Source organism: Flavobacterium sp. CHNK8, assembly GCF_019774515.1.
GTDB lineage: Bacteria > Bacteroidota > Bacteroidia > Flavobacteriales > Flavobacteriaceae > Flavobacterium > Flavobacterium tiangeerense.
The window spans coordinates 2,835,828-2,852,415 of record NZ_CP081492.1; the positions used below are offsets into that span (position 1 = coordinate 2,835,828).

A 16,588-nucleotide genomic window follows, 5' to 3' on the forward strand; every position below is an offset into this window, starting at 1 on the left:
TTTATTATTTTTAACAAAAACAATTTTTTTATACTAAACAAATCGCTTTTTATAAAAAAATCATATATCTATGTTAAATATCTCTAAATAAGATTTTTTCTTTGTGCTTTCCACCACCTTTCTGGCAATTCATTATTGCATGCAAGGAGGTATTCATCGTATGAACATGGTAATAACGTATTTCTTTTTAATTTATTATTAACATTTGAAATAAATGGTATTTCAATCCACCATCTTTCTGTTTTATCGCTTTTATAAAAAATCAATTCTTCTTCATCCAGTGGCACAATGTACTTTAAATAAGACTCTTTACTGCCAAAAGGATATTCATTTGATCTATATTGAACTCCCTCAATAAAATACCAAATTATTTGCGCAACAAGTATTGATTCTTGATGAGTTCCATTAAAATTAAAAACACCAAAAGAACTTACCTTATCGCTAATGCCAGCATAGCGGGCCAAAGAACATATTTCTTTACCATTAAAACCATTTGGCTGAAACGAAATAAAATTCCCAGAATCCGAAGATTTAACAGCATTTAAATCAATACTTACAAGATCTGCATCCCTAAAAACAGGCTCTGTGATCAAAATATTATTTGAAACCTCACCAAGACGATAGGCATCAAAAAATAATTTTTCGATTAAATCAATTTCTTCCTGAGAGTTAAAATACGTTTGATAGCCTAAATTACTAAAATTAAATAAATTATTTGGCTCATCGACAATAATTTTTGTTAAATACGATGTAGACGATAGTTCTTCTTCATCTTTTCCAAAATCAAACTTACTATCAATGGAAACTATATTAACCATTTGTTCCAACACGTCATAAGCTCTATACAGACCGTAGGTTATATCTTGAGAACCTCCCAAGATAATAGGAATAACTCCTGATTTCAATAGTTCTGATGCAATTTTTTTGACAGCAAAATGTGTATCGGATACTGTATTTCCAGCTAGAATATTTCCTAAATCAGCAATTGACGTTTCCCAGTTGCCAGGGAATAAGCTATAAAGTTCTTTTCTTAAAGAAATTAAACTTATATTTTTAGTTTCAATAGATTGCCCTCTATTATCTAAAACACCTATGATTGCTAATTTGATTTTGTTTACATCTGGAAATTGATCTTGGGTATGCATCACAACCTTACTCCCAAGTTGCTGTGAACTCAATCCAAAACAATATTCTAGAACCTCATCCTCAACGGGGTTTAAAAAATCAAATTCCATTTATTCTTTTTTCATCTTCACTACACTGTTAACTTAAAATTGTGTAGCGAACAAATTAAATTATTAATTATTTCTTTTTAACGGCCGGTTTTTTAACGGCGGCTTTCTTTGTTGTTGCCTTTGTTGAAGGTGCTTTTTTAACTGCTACTTTTTTAGCAGGTGTTTTTTTAGCAATCATTTCTTGAACTTCTGCAAGTGTTAGTTTTGACGCATCAACATCTTTACTTAACTCGATTTTAATTTTGCCTTTTGTAATCACAGATCGACCCCAACGTGCTTTTTCTACAAGAATTCCTTCCTCTTCCCAATTGTGTAATACTTTATCAATATTTTTTTGAAGCTTATCTTCTATCAAGGCTTCAATATCTGATTGAGATAAATTATCAAAATTGTATTTTTTGCTCACATTGATAAACAATCCACTCCACTTGATAAAAGCCCCAAAACGACCAACACCTTTTTGAACTCCCTCACCTTTATAAACAGCTATAGGCGCATCTGCCAAGGCTTTTTCATCAATTAATTCTTGAGCTCTTTTATAATCAACATCTAATGGATTCTCTCCTTTTGGTAAAGACACAAACGCTGCACCATGACGAATATAAGGACCATAACGACCATTACTCACCTCAACTTCTTCTCCTTTATACTCTCCTAAATTTTTGGGTAACAAAAATAAATTCAAGGTTTCTTCAAGGGTAATGTTACCAATATTTTGATCGTTCATCAAACTGGCGAACTTTTTATCTTCATCATCAGGAGCACCTATTTGAGCCATCGGTCCAAATTTCCCTAAACGAACCGAAACTGGCTTTCCTGTTTTAGGGTCAGTGCCTAGAATTCTTTCGCCACTTTCACGCTCAGCATTCGCTTCTACATCTTTCACCGTTGGATGAAATTGATCGTAAAACTCCTGCATCATTTTGGTCCAAACAATATTTCCCTCGGCAATTTCATCAAAGTCCTGCTCTACTTTTGCCGTAAAATTATAATCTAGAATATTTCCGAAATTCTTGACAAGGAAGTCCGTTACAATGGTTCCGATATCAGTAGGTACTAATTTCCCTTTATCTGATCCAGTATTTTCTTTAAGTGCTTTCTCATCTACCTTACCAGATTGCAAAATCAACTGCGTATAATTACGCTCTTGACCGTCTAAATTTCCTTTTTCAACGTAATTCCTGTTAATAATGGTAGAAATTGTAGGTGCATAAGTAGATGGACGACCTATTCCTAGTTCTTCTAGTTTTTTTACCAAAGAAGCTTCGGTAAAACGAGCTGGAGCTCTAGAATACCTCTCGGTTGCTGTGATATAATTGTTTTGTAATTTTTCGTTCACTTTCATTGCGGGCAACATTCCCTCCTGCTCTTCCTCATCATCATCATGACCTTCCAGATAGACTTTTAAGAAACCTTCAAAAAGCAATACCTCTCCAGATGCGGTGAATATTTCATTGTGATTGCTCGCTTCAATTTTCACATTGGTACGTTCCAATTGCGCGTCACTCATTTGCGAGGCCAATGTTCTTTTCCAAATTAAATCATACAAACGTGCTTGATCACGGTCAATGTCTACCGTATGGCGAGACATATCCGTTGGACGAATTGCCTCGTGCGCCTCTTGTGCTCCTTTACTTTTATTAACAAATGTTCTTGGCTTAGAAAACTCTTTACCATAAGATTTGATGATTTCGGCTTGAGCAGCTTCCATCGCATCTTTTGACAGGTTAACACTATCCGTTCTCATGTAGGTAATCAATCCCGCTTCATATAGGCGCTGTGCAAGTTGCATGGTTATACCCACCGGTAAATACAGTTTACGCGCAGCTTCTTGTTGTAAAGTAGAAGTAGTAAAAGGACCTGTTGGAGATTTTTTGGTAGGTTTTGTTTCTAAATCTGCAACCTTATATGTAGAACCAATATTTTTGTTTAAGAAATCTTGAGCTTCTTGTTTTGTATTAAAATTTTTAGGCAATTTAGCCTTGAATATTTTTCCAGACTCGTTTGTAAACTCGGCAACAACTGAGTAGGTTGCAACGGCTTTGAAATTTTGAATTTCTCGTTCGCGTTCTACAATTAAACGTACAGATACCGACTGAACACGACCCGCAGATAAACCTCCTTTAATTTTTCTCCACAATACAGGAGATAATTCATAACCAACTAAACGGTCTAAAACACGTCTCGCTTGTTGTGCATTAACTAAATTATAGTCAATCTCTCTAGGATTATCAATTGCTTTGAGAATAGCTGTTTTAGTAATCTCATGAAAAACAATTCTTTTGGTTTTGTTTTTATCTAAATTAAGCTCTTCGGCAAGGTGCCAAGAAATAGCTTCACCCTCACGATCCTCATCACTTGCTAACCAAACCATATCGGCTTTCTTAGCTAACCCTTTCAGCTTGGTGACCAAGGCTTTTTTATCAGCAGAAACCTCATATTTAGGCTTAAAATTATGATCTACATCTACTCCTATTTCCTTTGAAGGTAAATCAGCAATATGTCCGTAACTGGACTCTACTTGATAATCTGCACCTAGGAATTTTTCGATTGTTTTTGCCTTTGCTGGGGACTCTACTATAACTAAATTCTTTGCCATTCGTCTATTTTTCTGGGACAAAAGTATCTATTTTTTTTAAATATTAAGCTTTTGAAATAACATTTGAATGAATTGACACTTATTGATAGGGACTTTTAAGCTGTTACTGAACTTATTTTTAACATCATATTCCAAACATTTGTATCTGCATTTATTAGTATAAAATTTGACTTGTAAAATATACTTTCAAATCATTTCTTCATCCTTTAGATAATCCACAAGTACTACACAAATTTAGAAATCAGTCCGTATTAGTTAAACAGAAATTCTAATGATTTTTCTAAAATTTCACCCTTTGAAATAAGGTATTAAAAATATTCTAAATTATAGATGCAATTTATAATGCTGAAATAGAAAAACTGATCAATTGATCAACAGTAAACAAATACAGTTTTCAGACTATTATTTTTTACCTTGCAAACAAAATTTAATATATAAAAAAAGATAATTCAGTTTAAAAATATTTACCTAAAATGTATTTTATCTATAGATTTTTAAGGATTTAGCTGCAATTGCAGTGTGGCAAAATAATACATGTCAGACTAATGCAAAAAAGAGATTATCAAAATTGTATAAACGACTAACAACATGAGAAAAATTTTAAGAACAAGCGTTATTATCCTATCCTTTATTTTTATTCTGCAAGGCTATTATATAGCGTATATTGATAAAGAAAATCGTATTTATTTCTATCTCATATATTTTATAATAGCAATTCCACTTACTGTTTACGAGCTTATCCAAATTATAAAAGATGATCAAATTAACAATAAAAATACTGGAAAAAACAGAATAATAGCGTTTACTACTGTAGTGGTAATTTTATTTTTAATTTCATTTTTATGAATTGAGTTTATCAACCTAAATACTTCAGATCATTAAAACAATAAAGAAGTACTTCATACTTAAAGCTCTCGAATTGCCTCGAGAGTTTTGTTTTTTATACTCTTTAAAAAGGCAAAAATTACGTTCATAATCCCAATTCAAATAAAGTCTTAAATGCTAGCTTTTTTTCTTTTTTTGTAAAAAATTGGCAAACACAAACAACTAATTCTTCAAACTTAAAATACTGTTAATTCTTAATCTGACAAGTTGTCACATTTATTTGTTTTAGCTTATCTTTGTGCTTTGAAAAAATAGCATGGAAAAGATTATTGAAGAAAGCAAACAAGGCGAAAGTCTTGTTTTAGAGAATAAACCTGAGAATACAAAGAAACTTTTTATAGAAAGCTATGGCTGCGCGATGAATTTTTCGGATAGCGAGATTGTAGCTTCCATTTTATCTGGAAATGGGTATAATACCACACAAGTTCTGGAAGAGGCAGACTTAGTTCTAGTAAATACCTGTTCTATACGCGATAAAGCAGAGCAAACCATTAGAAAACGTTTAGAAAAATACAATGCCGTAAAACGCATTAACCCTAAAATGAAAGTTGGGGTTTTGGGCTGTATGGCAGAACGTTTGAAAAGTCAATTTCTTGAGGAAGAAAAAATTGTGGACCTTGTTGTAGGTCCAGATGCTTATAAAGATTTACCCAATTTATTACAAGAAGTTGAGGAAGGTAGAGATGCCATAAATGTTATTTTATCAAAAGATGAGACCTATGGCGATATTTCTCCAGTTCGATTGATGAGTAACGGGATTACGGCTTTGGTTTCTATCACTCGTGGTTGCGATAATATGTGTACTTTTTGTGTGGTTCCTTTCACTCGTGGACGTGAACGCAGTCGTGAACCCCAAAGTATCATGGCAGAAGTTCAAGATTTATGGGACAAAGGTTTTAAGGAAATTACGCTTTTAGGTCAAAATGTAGATAGCTACCTCTGGTACGGTGGTGGTTTGAAAAAGGATTTTGAAAATGCTAGCGAAATGCAAAAAGCTACAGCTGTTGATTTTGATCAATTACTTGAGATGGTTGCTATTGGTTTTCCTAAAATGAGAATTCGATTTTCAACTTCTAATCCACAAGACATGCATGAAAGTGTATTGCATGTTATTGCTAAGCATCCTAATATTTGCAAACACATTCATTTACCGGTTCAGTCTGGAAGCAACCGAATCTTAAAGGAAATGAACCGTTTGCACACTCGTGAAGAATACATGACTTTAATAGATAAAATTAGGACTATTATCCCGAATTGCTCTATTTCTCAAGATATGATAGCGGGTTTTCCAACAGAAACTGAAGAGGATCATAAAGACACAATGAGTTTAATGGAGTACGTGAAGTATAATTTTGGTTATATGTATTCGTATTCTGAACGTCCAGGGACATTGGCTGGAAGAAAAATGGAAGATGATGTTAACGATGAAACTAAAGCCCGTAGATTGCAAGAAATTGTAGATTTACAACAAAAACACGCTTGGTTTAGAAGTGAAGAATTCATAGGTCAAACAGTAGAAGTTTTAGTCGAAAAAGTTTCTAAAAAATCAACAGAAGAATTCTCTGGAAGAAATTCGCAGAGTATAACGGTAGTTTTTCCAAAAGAGAATTACAACATTGGAGATTTTGTTAATGTAAAAATTGAAAGCTGCACCTCTGGAACGTTAAAAGGAATAGCAGTTGGTTTGAGTGATATGAATTAAGAAAAGTTTGAAAAGTTAAGATTTAAGTTTCATTGTGAAACCTGAAACTTTAAACTAACAAAACTTTAAACAAAAATAAAATGGAATCAGTTCAGTCAATAAAACAGCGCTTTGAGATTATTGGGAATGACCCAAAACTCAATCGTGCCATAGAAAAAGCCATACAAGTTGCCCCTACTGATATCACTGTGCTGGTAACTGGTGAGAGCGGTGTAGGTAAAGAAAATATACCGAGAATCATACACTCCCTTTCGCATAGAAAACACGGAAAATACATTGCCGTAAACTGTGGAGCAATTCCCGAGGGAACTATAGATAGCGAACTTTTTGGTCACGAAAAAGGAGCGTTTACGGGCGCTACAAGTACCAGAGAAGGCTACTTTGAAGTGGCTGATGGTGGTACCATTTTCCTTGATGAAGTGGGCGAATTACCCCTTACCACACAAGTACGTTTGTTGCGTGTTCTAGAAAATGGTGAGTTTATTAAGGTGGGTTCCTCTCAGGTTCAGAAAACTGATGTTCGAATTGTGGCTGCAACTAATGTCAATTTATTTGATGCCATAGAAAAAGGAAAATTCAGAGAAGATTTATACTATCGTTTGAGTACCGTTGATATCACCTTACCTCCTTTAAGAGATAGAAAAGACGACATTCACTTATTATTCAGAAAGTTTGTCGCTGATTTTGCACACAAATACAAAATGCCACCACTAAAATTAGAGGAAAGTGCTGTACTAGTGTTGCAAAAATTTCGCTGGAGCGGTAACATTCGCCAGTTACGAAATGTGGCTGAACAAATTTCAGTTTTAGAGACAAGCAGAGATATTACAGCTACTACATTGCAATCTTACTTGCCAGAACAAGGCAGCAACTTACCCTCTGTAATCAAGGATAAAAAAAGTGAAAACGATTTCAGTACGGAAAGAGAAATTTTATACAAAGTCCTTTTTGATATGAAAAGTGATTTGAATGATTTGAAAAAACTGACTTTGGAACTGATTCAGAATGGGAGTTCAAAAGTGCAAGAGACGAATCAAAGTTTGATCAAAAAGATTTACGGCTCAAACGAAAATGATAATGAAATAGACTTTGAAGAATCTCCTAGAAACAACCAAATTACAACTTTGAATAACGAAAGTTTGTACCAAGAACCAGAAGAGAACTATTTATTTGCTGAAACCATTGAGGAGGAAGAAACCTTGAGACTAGAGCAGAAAGAAATAGAAATGATTAAAAAATCATTAGAAAAAAACAAAGGTAAACGCAAGGCAGCCGCAGATGAGTTAGGAATATCGGAGCGCACTTTATATAGAAAAATCAAACAATTTGACTTGTAATTTAATGTTATTAGACTTAACAGGTCAAACAAACAGAAATTAACTATTACTCTTTTACATGAAATACTTAAAATTTATATTTGTCATACTACTCGTTTCCTCGTTACAAGGATGTTCTGTTTACAACTTCACGGGAACCGGTAAAATTGATGCCGAAACGTTTCAGGTAGGTTTTTTTCAAAATAATGCTGAACTTATAGAACCTGGTATTGACAGAACTTTTACACTTGAACTCCAGGATTTAATTCAAAATCAGACTAATTTAAACTTAGTAAAAAATGGTGCCGATTTGACTTATGAAGGAGAAATTGTAGAGTATAGAATTAGTCCAATGACAGCAACTGCTGATCAACGTGCTGCTCAAAACCGATTAACAGTAAGAGTTAATGTGCGTTTTACCAATAAGAAGAAAGAAACAGATAATTTTGAAAAACCATTCTCATTCTTTTTTGATTATCCCGCAGACCAACAGCTTACCGGAGCAACTTTGAATAATGCCTTGAAAGAAATTTTCGAAAGAATTACACAAGAAATATTTAATGAGTCATTAGCTAAATGGTAAATTAGGATCTATTAAAAATTAGTTCACAAATCGATTTTGAGCACTGAATAAAAACTCTAGCAAAAAAGAAATTACCGAACATTGAACAATTAAAAAATGAATGTAACTGACTTTATCCATATCATAAATAAACCGGATACTATTCATGTGCAACAAACACAAGATTTAGAAAAGGTAATAGATGAATTTCCGTATTTTCAAAGTGCACGAGCATTACAACTTAAAGGGCTTTACAACCAAGACAGTTACAAGTACAACAATGCCTTAAAACGCACTGCAGCTTATACCACAGACCGATCTATATTGTTTGACTTTATAATATCTGATACTTTTATTTCAATACATACTAGTTTGTATGAAAAGAAAGCTCAAGAAATGTTAGACATTCAAGTAGTTGACAGCGAAATAATTGTTCCAGAAAAAAAATTAGATCAAAAAATCAATACTCTTGAAGAATCGATTTTAACTTCAATTTCTAAATCTAGCACTGTAGAGCCCGAGGAACAATCCCATCAAATTGAGGAAAAACTAGCCATAGGAACTCCACTTGATTTTTCGAAACAAGAACAACATTCGTTTCAGGAATGGCTTCAATTATCTCGTAGCGAACCTATAAAACGTGACGAAAAAGTACTTGAACCAGAAACTTTAATGGATGAGGAAAAAAGAAAAAAACTAGAACTCATTGACAAGTTTATTGAGACCAGTCCCAAAATCACACCTGGAAAGAATGGAGTAACAATACCTATTACCATTGAGATCAATACAACTGATAATTCATCATTAATGACCGAAACACTTGCAAGAGTATATTTGGAACAAAAAAAATACCAAAAAGCAATTCAAGCATATGAAATATTAATTTTGAAATATCCAGAAAAAAGTAGTTTCTTTGCGAACCGCATTTCGGATATTAAGATTTTACAACATAATAATAATTAAACAATGAGCACATTTTCAATTTTTTTAGTTTTAATAACTATAGTATGTTTTTTATTAATCGTAGTCATAATGGTTCAAAACCCTAAAGGTGGAGGATTATCTTCAAACATTGGAGGTTCTCAAATGCTAGGTGGAGTTCAAAAAACAACTGATTTTTTAGATAAAAGTACATGGACTTTAGCAACAATTCTTATATTATTGATCTTGTTTTCAAGTTTAAGTTTTACAGGAACGCTAAGTGATACTGATTCTAAAATAATTGAAAACACAAGTACTACTGCGCCTGCTGCACCAGTACAAAACGCTCCAGCTACTCCAGCTCCAGCAAAATAAATAATATCACATATATATTAAATGCCAGCCTGTCAAAGCTGGCATTTTTTTTAGGAAAATATGTCAGTTCAAGCATGATGGCACAATTTCTGAAAAACTTTAATCACAACTTTTTAATTTAATATAAAAATATACGACCATGAATTTAAACATTAAACCACTTTCGGATAGAGTTCTAATTGAGCCTATGGCTGCTGAAACAAAAACTGCTTCTGGTATCTATATTCCTGATACTGCAAAGGAAAAACCTCAAAAAGGAACCGTTGTTGCAGTAGGAAACGGAACTAAAGAGCACACGATGACAGTGAAAATTGGAGATACGGTACTTTATGGCAAATATGCTGGTACAGAATTGAAACTAGAAGGTGTTGACTACTTAATTATGCGTGAAGACGACATCCTAGCAATAGTATAGTCTAGATAATCCCACAATAGGAAACAAAAAATTGAAATTTTCAATACTTAAAACAATTAAACAATTTTTGAAATAATGGCAAAAGATATAAAATTTGATATAGAAGCACGTGACGGATTAAAACGTGGTGTTGATGCATTAGCAAATGCTGTAAAAGTAACTTTAGGACCTAAAGGACGTAATGTAATCATTGGAAAAGCATTCGGAGGTCCAAACGTAACCAAAGATGGTGTTACTGTAGCCAAAGAAATTGAATTGAAAGACCCATTAGAAAACATGGGAGCTCAAATGGTTAAAGAAGTTGCTTCTAAAACAAATGATTTAGCAGGAGACGGAACTACAACTGCAACTGTTTTGGCACAAGCAATCGTAAAAGAAGGCTTGAAAAACGTAGCTGCTGGAGCAAATCCAATGGACTTAAAGAGAGGAATTGATAAAGCTGTTGAAGCTATCGTTGCCGACTTAGCACAGCAAGCAAAAGTAGTAGGAAGTGATTCTGAGAAAATCAAACAAATTGCTTCTATTTCTGCTAACAATGACGAAGTAATTGGTGAGTTAATCGCTACTGCTTTCGCAAAAGTTGGAAAAGAAGGAGTGATTACGGTTGAAGAAGCTAAAGGTACTGACACGTATGTTGATGTAGTAGAAGGAATGCAATTTGACAGAGGATACCTTTCTCCTTATTTTGTAACTAATTCTGAAAAAATGGAAGTAGAATTAGAGAATCCTTACATCCTTTTATACGACAAAAAAGTTTCTTCACTGAAAGAATTATTACCAGTTCTTGAGCCCGTAGCTCAATCAGGTAAGCCATTATTGATCATTGCTGAAGATGTAGATGGAGAAGCTTTATCAACATTAGTTGTAAACAAATTAAGAGGAGCTTTAAAAATTGCTGCTGTTAAAGCACCTGGTTTTGGTGACAGAAGAAAAGCAATGTTAGAAGACATCGCTATCTTAACTGGTGGAACTGTAATTTCTGAAGAAAGAGGATACACTCTTGAAAACACAACGATTGAAATGTTAGGAACTTCTAAAAAAGTAACTATCGATAAAGACAATACAACTATTGTAAGTGGTGCTGGAGATGCAGACATGATTAAAAACCGTGTAAACCAAATCAAAGGTCAGATGGAAGCAACAACATCTGATTACGATAAAGAAAAATTACAAGAGCGTTTGGCTAAATTAGCTGGTGGTGTTGCTGTACTTTACGTAGGAGCTGCATCTGAAGTAGAAATGAAAGAGAAAAAAGATAGAGTTGATGATGCTTTACACGCTACTCGTGCTGCAGTAGAAGAAGGTATTGTTGCTGGTGGTGGTGTTGCATTACTAAGAGCTAAAAATGTTCTAAGCAACATTATTGCAGACAATGCTGATGAAGCTACAGGAATACAAATTGTATCCCGCGCTGTAGAAGCTCCGTTGAGAACTATTGTAGAAAATGCTGGTCTTGAAGGTTCAGTAGTAGTAGCAAAAGTAGCTGAGGGTTCAGGAGATTTTGGATATAATGCTAAAACTGACGAGTATGTAGATATGCTTGCTGCTGGAATTATTGATCCTAAAAAAGTAACTCGCGTTGCTCTAGAAAATGCGGCCTCAGTAGCTGGTATGATCTTAACTACAGAGTGTGCTCTAATTGACATTAAAGAAGAAAACGCTGGTGGCGGAATGCCAATGGGCGGCGGAATGCCAGGGATGATGTAGTCTTAATTTAAGAATTATCTTTAAAAATAACCAAACCGAAGCAAATTGCTTCGGTTTTTTTTTTAATTTTAAAAACTTAAAACTAACAAACCGACAAACAATAATTTTTATGCGCGCCAAAAAAATCCATTATACAATAATAACATTCTTTCTTTTCCTAAATTCTTATTGTCAAGACATCAGTAATAACCCTCAAATAATTGACAAGTTAAACGCCTATTTTTCATTAGAACGAGAAAATATTCACCTCCATTTAAATAAAAAAACATATCTCTCAAACGAATCAATCTGGTTTAAAGGATACACCTATAACAGAAAAGAACTTTTGCCATTTTACAACACCATGAATGTGTTTGTTGCGTTGCACGATCAATCTGGAGCAGTAGTAAGCAAGCAACTCAGTTATGCCAATACAGGTACTTTTGAAGGAGTTTTTAAAGATTTAAAAAAATTACCTTCAGGAAATTATTACGTTCAAGTTTACACCAATTGGATGAATAATTTTCAGGAAGATGAATCCAGTATTTATCCCATAAAAATCATAAATACTCAAAAGCCTAATTTCTTTGACAGCACAATTCCCAACCCCGAAACAGCTAAAATAGAGGTAATTCCAGAAGGTGGCGTTTTACTATACGGAATCAATAATACCGTGGGAATTAAAATGGTAGACGCACATAATAATGCCATTGGGAATCAAAAAATTTACTTAAAAAACGCATCTGATGAATTAATTTCAGAAATCGCTATAAACAATGAAGGTTTAGGAAAGTTTGTTTTAAATCCGAAAAATGAAAATTACACGCTATCAGCTGACTTGAATAATAAAACCATTAAAAAAAGCATCCCTAGCACTACCCTTAAAGGTGTTACATTAGAGGTAAACAGTTTTTCATTGGCTGACAAAGCATCGGTAAAAATAAAAACAAATCCTGAAACTATTAATGACATTAGTAAGAATAAATTATTTTTAGTGGTACATCAAGACGAAAGAGCTTTACTATTTGATGTAAATATAGACGCAGCTACGCTGGAACAAAATATTATTTTCAGTACAGATGCAATATCGGATGGTATTAATGTTGTTCGAATAATAGATCAGTATTTAAATCAACTTGCTGAAAGAACTTTTATAAAACTTCCAAAAAACAAAGAAAACGTAGCACTTACAAAAAAAATAAATCTAAATGGAGGGCTAGAGTTAGACGGATTATCCAATCAAAAAGATGCAAATATTAGCATATCTATTGTTCCCAATAATGGAAAAAATACAGATTTGAATAGCTCCATAACAACGGATTTCTTATGTAATTTTTACTTGAATTCTCCCGTAAAAAATATTGACAACTACTTGTCTAATCCAAAGAGCGGGGTAAAATACGAATTGGATCTTTTAATGCTTAGCATACCAAAATCAAAATATTCATGGAATGAAATCATTTCCAATGCTCCAAAAAATTTATATGAATTTGACATGGGTCTTACTATAAAGGGAAAAGTCATTTCTCCAATTCTTAAAAATGCAAAGGAATACAACGTTAGTTTTAGATCGTACCATCATCAAATTAATGTACAATCTCCCATTTCTATCGATGGTGATTTTGAATTCAAAAACTTAATTTTAAGTGACTCCACTTTAGTTGATTACAATTTGCAAAGAAATACAGATAGTAATCCAATCAAACTTGCGCACACTGCTAAAGTAATTAATGGGCAAAGGAATTATAATCATGCTTTTAAAGGGATTTCTATAACAAGTAATGATCAGATTGCAAACACTCTTATAGAAGATATTCCTGTATTTAAAGAAGAATCTATACTACTAAATAGCGTTAATGTGAAGGCAAGAGAATCTAAAGATATTTTAGTTCATGAAAAAAAACTAAGTAATGTAAATTTAAGAGGATATAAAATTACAGGTCAAGAATCTATTGATTTACTCACCTTTTTAGACACTAAAGGATTTAGAGTATATAACTCAGGTAGTAATGTTTCCATTATAAGTCCTAGTGGAGGAGATAGAATTGCTAAATCTCCTGAGATTTTTATGGATGACATGCAAATTAGAGACTTTTCGTTTTTACAAAACATTCAAATGAATGAACTTGAAGAAATTTATTTGAATCCAAGTGCGCTTGTTTCCTCTGGGCGCAATCTTCAAGGTACAATAAGAATTTATAAAAAATTCAAGCCAAAACCTTGGATAAACAATAATAGTATTAAAAGTGTAGCCATTGAAAATGGATATAGCGATACTCCAAAATTTGAAAATGTTGAATACAGCAGTACTAATGATAATGGTTTTATAAATTACGGAGTAATCAACTGGATTCCTACATTACTTACTGACCAATTAAATACAACAAAGGCAGAAATTCCTAACTTAAATCAAAAGAAAATAAAAGTTACTCTTGAAGGATTTACCTTTGATGGGAAACTAATAAGCGAAACTCATTATATAGATTTATAAACTTATAATTTTCAACATAAAAAAAGGATATAATTTTCTATAAACTACATCCTTTTTTTATTTTTTATTTAATTGATAATCTTGAAACTAGATTATTCTTCACCCTTTGATTTTTTACTAAACTTATAAATCACCGGTATAACAGTAATTCCTACTAAAGCCAACACAATCAACTCTATATGTTCTTTTAAATCAATTTGATAATTTTCTAACAAAAAGCCATACAAATAATGTCCTGCAAAAATTAATGTGAATGACCAGATAAAAGAACTCAGGATGTTATAAAACATAAACTTGTTTTTATCCATTGATACAATTCCTGCAACTATCGGTGCAAATGTTCTGAAAATTGGTAAAAAACGAGCAAAAATAATCGCCTTACCACCATATTTTTCGAAAAAATCTTTAGACTGAACCAAGTATTTGCGTTTGAACCAAAAGCTATCTGCTTTGTTATACAAATAATAGCCACTTTTTGAACCAAACCAATATCCCACCACGTTACCTAAAATCCCTGACAATGCTACCAAAGTAGATAACAAAACTACATTCAAAAAATCATTGTCAATTATAAATATATTTTCAATTAACTCTCGACTGTAAATTCCAGCCAAAAACAACAAACTATCACCTGGCAGAAAGAAACCTGCAAAAAGACCGGTTTCGGCAAAAACAATAAATAAAACTATAAAAATCCCCAACTTAATTCCATTTATGTCAAAATGGATGTAAAAAAGTGGGTCAATTAAATTTTTCCAATCAAATTCGTTCATTCTAAAAATATTTTAAACCTAAAATTATAGTGTGTGAAAGTAAGCATAATAAGTTTCTGGAGCAATACAATACCTTATTTTAAAGTTTTATTAACGATTAAAAAGCAATAAAACGAATACTACCTTCTTTTTTGATAGTAAAAACCCGCAACAAAAAGCAATAAAAAAATGGGCTGTATGATAAATCTTCGAATGTAAAACAAATGCCATTTTTGGTTCTCGTATGAAATATTGGCAACAGTAAAAAAACCAATGATCAAAACCGCAAAAAACAACAAATACAAAACCAGAGATAATTTTACCAATTCAATTTCATTAAACACAAAATAAATAATACCTAATGACAAAACAGTATTTATAGCATATCGAAAAAACAACACAGTAAAATAAGTATAATTTGAAACATCAGGCAAACTCAAACTAGAAAAATCTTTTTTAAAAAACTCCAATAAAGGATCATTAAACAATTGATTTTCGTAGGCTCTAGCTAGAATTATTAGAAAAAGCAATACTACAATGACTAAGATTCTAAATATTTTATTTTGTTTTTTCTGACGCATACTTTGAATGTTTTTGAACCCAATAAATCCATAAAATAAAAACAACCCCATAAATATAAAGCGGAAAAATTACCCCATGCAATAAAGTTTCTTGTTCGGGATAATAAAAAATCAACGAACTTAACAAGGCTATTCGTATTACATTGAGTATGTAAATAAATAAACTACCCAAGACAATATATGAAAACGTTGGTTTGAATCTTCCTGAAAAAGCAATTATAAACGAGGCAAATAAAATAATAACACTCATAGCATTGCAACCCTCCACAATTTTAGCTACATATTTTCCACAATAAATCAATTTCATATAATCTTGAGATGCATTTTTAATCACATAAGATCCCTCAGTGAATACTTGAAGTATTTGGGCCGTATTTATACTTACAACTCTAGTAAAACCATCAACTTCATTATTTTCATAAGTTCCAAGATAATATTGATAACACAATGTAAAAATCAAATAGCTTATAAAAAATAAACCTAAGAATTGTAAAAAGGGTTTGTAGCGTTCTAAATATTTTTTCAAAATAAAATTTTTAACAAATTTATGTAAAATAAAGAAATCTCTTTAAATACTTTTGTACTAACTAAAATTTAAGAAAAATGACATTTCAAGATTTAAAACCAAAAGTATCCGAAATCATAGCACGTCCTGAACAAACAAGAGACGAAAAATTATTAAAAATTTGCCAACTATTAAGCAGCTCTATTTCCTACTATAATTGGGTAGGATTTTATTTTGCTAATCATGAAGCCAAAACTTTACATTTAGGTCCATATGTAGGTGCAGAAACAGATCATACTGTAATCCCTTTCGGAAAAGGAATTTGCGGACAAGTGGCTGAGTCAAATGCTAATTTTGTAGTGCCCGATGTAAGCGCTCAAGATAATTACATTGCGTGTAGCTTTACTGTAAAATCTGAAATCGTTGTGCCTCTTTTTGTAAATGGAAAAAACATAGGTCAAATTGATATTGATAGCCATGTTATAGATCCTTTTAGTGAAGAAGATGAACGTTTTTTAGAATTTGTTAATCAAGAGGTAGCAATCCTATTCAATTAAACCCTT

At 32.5% G+C, this 16,588-nt stretch carries 14 protein-coding genes; 9 read left to right on the forward strand and 5 right to left on the reverse strand.

Annotated elements, in window-relative coordinates; translation table 11 throughout:
* Window positions 1-83: 83 nt before the first annotated feature.
* Together K5V07_RS12315 and topA are read right to left on the reverse strand one after the other, a co-directional pair.
* Entirely contained in the window at window positions 84-1,235 is a 1,152-nt protein-coding gene (locus K5V07_RS12315; RefSeq protein ID WP_221917704.1) for a formimidoylglutamase, read from the reverse strand.
* Between the two features lie 67 nt (window positions 1,236-1,302).
* Window positions 1,303-3,834: a type I DNA topoisomerase gene (gene topA, locus K5V07_RS12320; protein ID WP_221917705.1), complete on the reverse strand. Its 2,532-nt coding sequence runs from the start codon at window positions 3,832-3,834 to the stop codon at window positions 1,303-1,305.
* 1,141 nt (window positions 3,835-4,975) lie between these two features.
* Between topA and miaB the strand changes: the two genes are divergently transcribed.
* The 8 genes from miaB (at window position 4,976) to K5V07_RS12360 (ending at window position 14,187) form a co-directional block, all read left to right on the forward strand.
* Entirely contained in the window at window positions 4,976-6,421 is a 1,446-nt protein-coding gene (gene miaB, locus K5V07_RS12325; RefSeq protein WP_221917706.1) for a tRNA (N6-isopentenyl adenosine(37)-C2)-methylthiotransferase MiaB, read from the forward strand.
* Between the two features lie 80 nt (window positions 6,422-6,501).
* The gene (locus K5V07_RS12330) at window positions 6,502-7,758 is read left to right on the forward strand and encodes a sigma-54-dependent Fis family transcriptional regulator (RefSeq protein ID WP_144889253.1); all 1,257 of its coding nucleotides are present in this window, start codon (window positions 6,502-6,504) and stop codon (window positions 7,756-7,758) included.
* A 58-nt stretch (window positions 7,759-7,816) separates the two neighbouring features.
* Entirely contained in the window at window positions 7,817-8,320 is a 504-nt protein-coding gene (locus K5V07_RS12335; RefSeq protein ID WP_144889255.1) for an LptE family protein, read from the forward strand.
* Between the two features lie 96 nt (window positions 8,321-8,416).
* The gene (locus tag K5V07_RS12340) at window positions 8,417-9,262 is read left to right on the forward strand and encodes a tetratricopeptide repeat protein (RefSeq protein ID WP_221917707.1); all 846 of its coding nucleotides are present in this window, start codon (window positions 8,417-8,419) and stop codon (window positions 9,260-9,262) included.
* A 3-nt stretch (window positions 9,263-9,265) separates the two neighbouring features.
* Complete coding sequence (secG, locus tag K5V07_RS12345; RefSeq protein ID WP_221917708.1) at window positions 9,266-9,595, forward strand: preprotein translocase subunit SecG; 330 nt, start codon at window positions 9,266-9,268, stop codon at window positions 9,593-9,595.
* A 139-nt stretch (window positions 9,596-9,734) separates the two neighbouring features.
* Window positions 9,735-10,010 carry a co-chaperone GroES gene (gene groES, locus K5V07_RS12350; protein WP_144889261.1) on the forward strand — a complete coding sequence of 92 codons (276 nt, stop codon included), beginning with the start codon at window positions 9,735-9,737 and terminating at the stop codon, window positions 10,008-10,010.
* Window positions 10,011-10,085: 75 nt separating this feature from the next.
* Window positions 10,086-11,717 carry a chaperonin GroEL gene (gene groL / locus K5V07_RS12355; protein ID WP_221917709.1) on the forward strand — a complete coding sequence of 544 codons (1,632 nt, stop codon included), beginning with the start codon at window positions 10,086-10,088 and terminating at the stop codon, window positions 11,715-11,717.
* Window positions 11,718-11,826: 109 nt separating this feature from the next.
* On the forward strand, window positions 11,827-14,187 hold the full coding sequence (locus K5V07_RS12360; protein WP_221917710.1) for a hypothetical protein: 2,361 nt from the start codon (window positions 11,827-11,829) through the stop codon (window positions 14,185-14,187).
* A gap of 92 nt (window positions 14,188-14,279) precedes the next feature.
* Here the strand turns inward: K5V07_RS12360 and K5V07_RS12365 are convergent, their stop codons facing one another.
* The 3 genes from K5V07_RS12365 to xrtF all read right to left on the reverse strand — a co-directional run bounded on the left by K5V07_RS12365 (window position 14,280) and on the right by xrtF (window position 16,046).
* Window positions 14,280-14,960: a DedA family protein gene (locus K5V07_RS12365; RefSeq protein ID WP_221917711.1), complete on the reverse strand. Its 681-nt coding sequence runs from the start codon at window positions 14,958-14,960 to the stop codon at window positions 14,280-14,282.
* Window positions 14,961-15,079: 119 nt separating this feature from the next.
* On the reverse strand, window positions 15,080-15,520 hold the full coding sequence (locus K5V07_RS12370) for an exosortase F system-associated protein (protein WP_221917712.1): 441 nt from the start codon (window positions 15,518-15,520) through the stop codon (window positions 15,080-15,082).
* Complete coding sequence (gene xrtF / locus K5V07_RS12375) at window positions 15,498-16,046, reverse strand: exosortase family protein XrtF (protein ID WP_221917713.1); 549 nt, start codon at window positions 16,044-16,046, stop codon at window positions 15,498-15,500. The genes K5V07_RS12370 and xrtF overlap by 23 nt, the downstream gene beginning before the upstream one ends.
* Window positions 16,047-16,123: 77 nt before the next feature.
* Here xrtF and K5V07_RS12380 point away from each other — a divergent pair, with 77 nt between their 5' ends.
* A complete protein-coding gene (locus K5V07_RS12380) occupies window positions 16,124-16,582 on the forward strand; it encodes a GAF domain-containing protein (protein ID WP_221917714.1) in 459 nt (152 codons plus the stop codon).
* Window positions 16,583-16,588 lie beyond the last annotated feature (6 nt).

What these genes read in the sequence shown, in the direction of transcription:
- K5V07_RS12315 (WP_221917704.1), bottom strand. Translation starts at nt 1,235, where the DNA reads ATGGAATTTGATTTTTTAAACCCCGTTGAGGATGAGGTTCTAGAATAT.
- topA (WP_221917705.1), bottom strand. Translation starts at nt 3,834, where the DNA reads ATGGCAAAGAATTTAGTTATAGTAGAGTCCCCAGCAAAGGCAAAAACA.
- miaB (WP_221917706.1), top strand. Translation starts at nt 4,976, where the DNA reads ATGGAAAAGATTATTGAAGAAAGCAAACAAGGCGAAAGTCTTGTTTTA.
- K5V07_RS12330 (WP_144889253.1), top strand. Translation starts at nt 6,502, where the DNA reads ATGGAATCAGTTCAGTCAATAAAACAGCGCTTTGAGATTATTGGGAAT.
- K5V07_RS12335 (WP_144889255.1), top strand. Translation starts at nt 7,817, where the DNA reads ATGAAATACTTAAAATTTATATTTGTCATACTACTCGTTTCCTCGTTA.
- K5V07_RS12340 (WP_221917707.1), top strand. Translation starts at nt 8,417, where the DNA reads ATGAATGTAACTGACTTTATCCATATCATAAATAAACCGGATACTATT.
- secG (WP_221917708.1), top strand. Translation starts at nt 9,266, where the DNA reads ATGAGCACATTTTCAATTTTTTTAGTTTTAATAACTATAGTATGTTTT.
- groES (WP_144889261.1), top strand. Translation starts at nt 9,735, where the DNA reads ATGAATTTAAACATTAAACCACTTTCGGATAGAGTTCTAATTGAGCCT.
- groL (WP_221917709.1), top strand. Translation starts at nt 10,086, where the DNA reads ATGGCAAAAGATATAAAATTTGATATAGAAGCACGTGACGGATTAAAA.
- K5V07_RS12360 (WP_221917710.1), top strand. Translation starts at nt 11,827, where the DNA reads ATGCGCGCCAAAAAAATCCATTATACAATAATAACATTCTTTCTTTTC.
- K5V07_RS12365 (WP_221917711.1), bottom strand. Translation starts at nt 14,960, where the DNA reads ATGAACGAATTTGATTGGAAAAATTTAATTGACCCACTTTTTTACATC.
- K5V07_RS12370 (WP_221917712.1), bottom strand. Translation starts at nt 15,520, where the DNA reads ATGCGTCAGAAAAAACAAAATAAAATATTTAGAATCTTAGTCATTGTA.
- K5V07_RS12380 (WP_221917714.1), top strand. Translation starts at nt 16,124, where the DNA reads ATGACATTTCAAGATTTAAAACCAAAAGTATCCGAAATCATAGCACGT.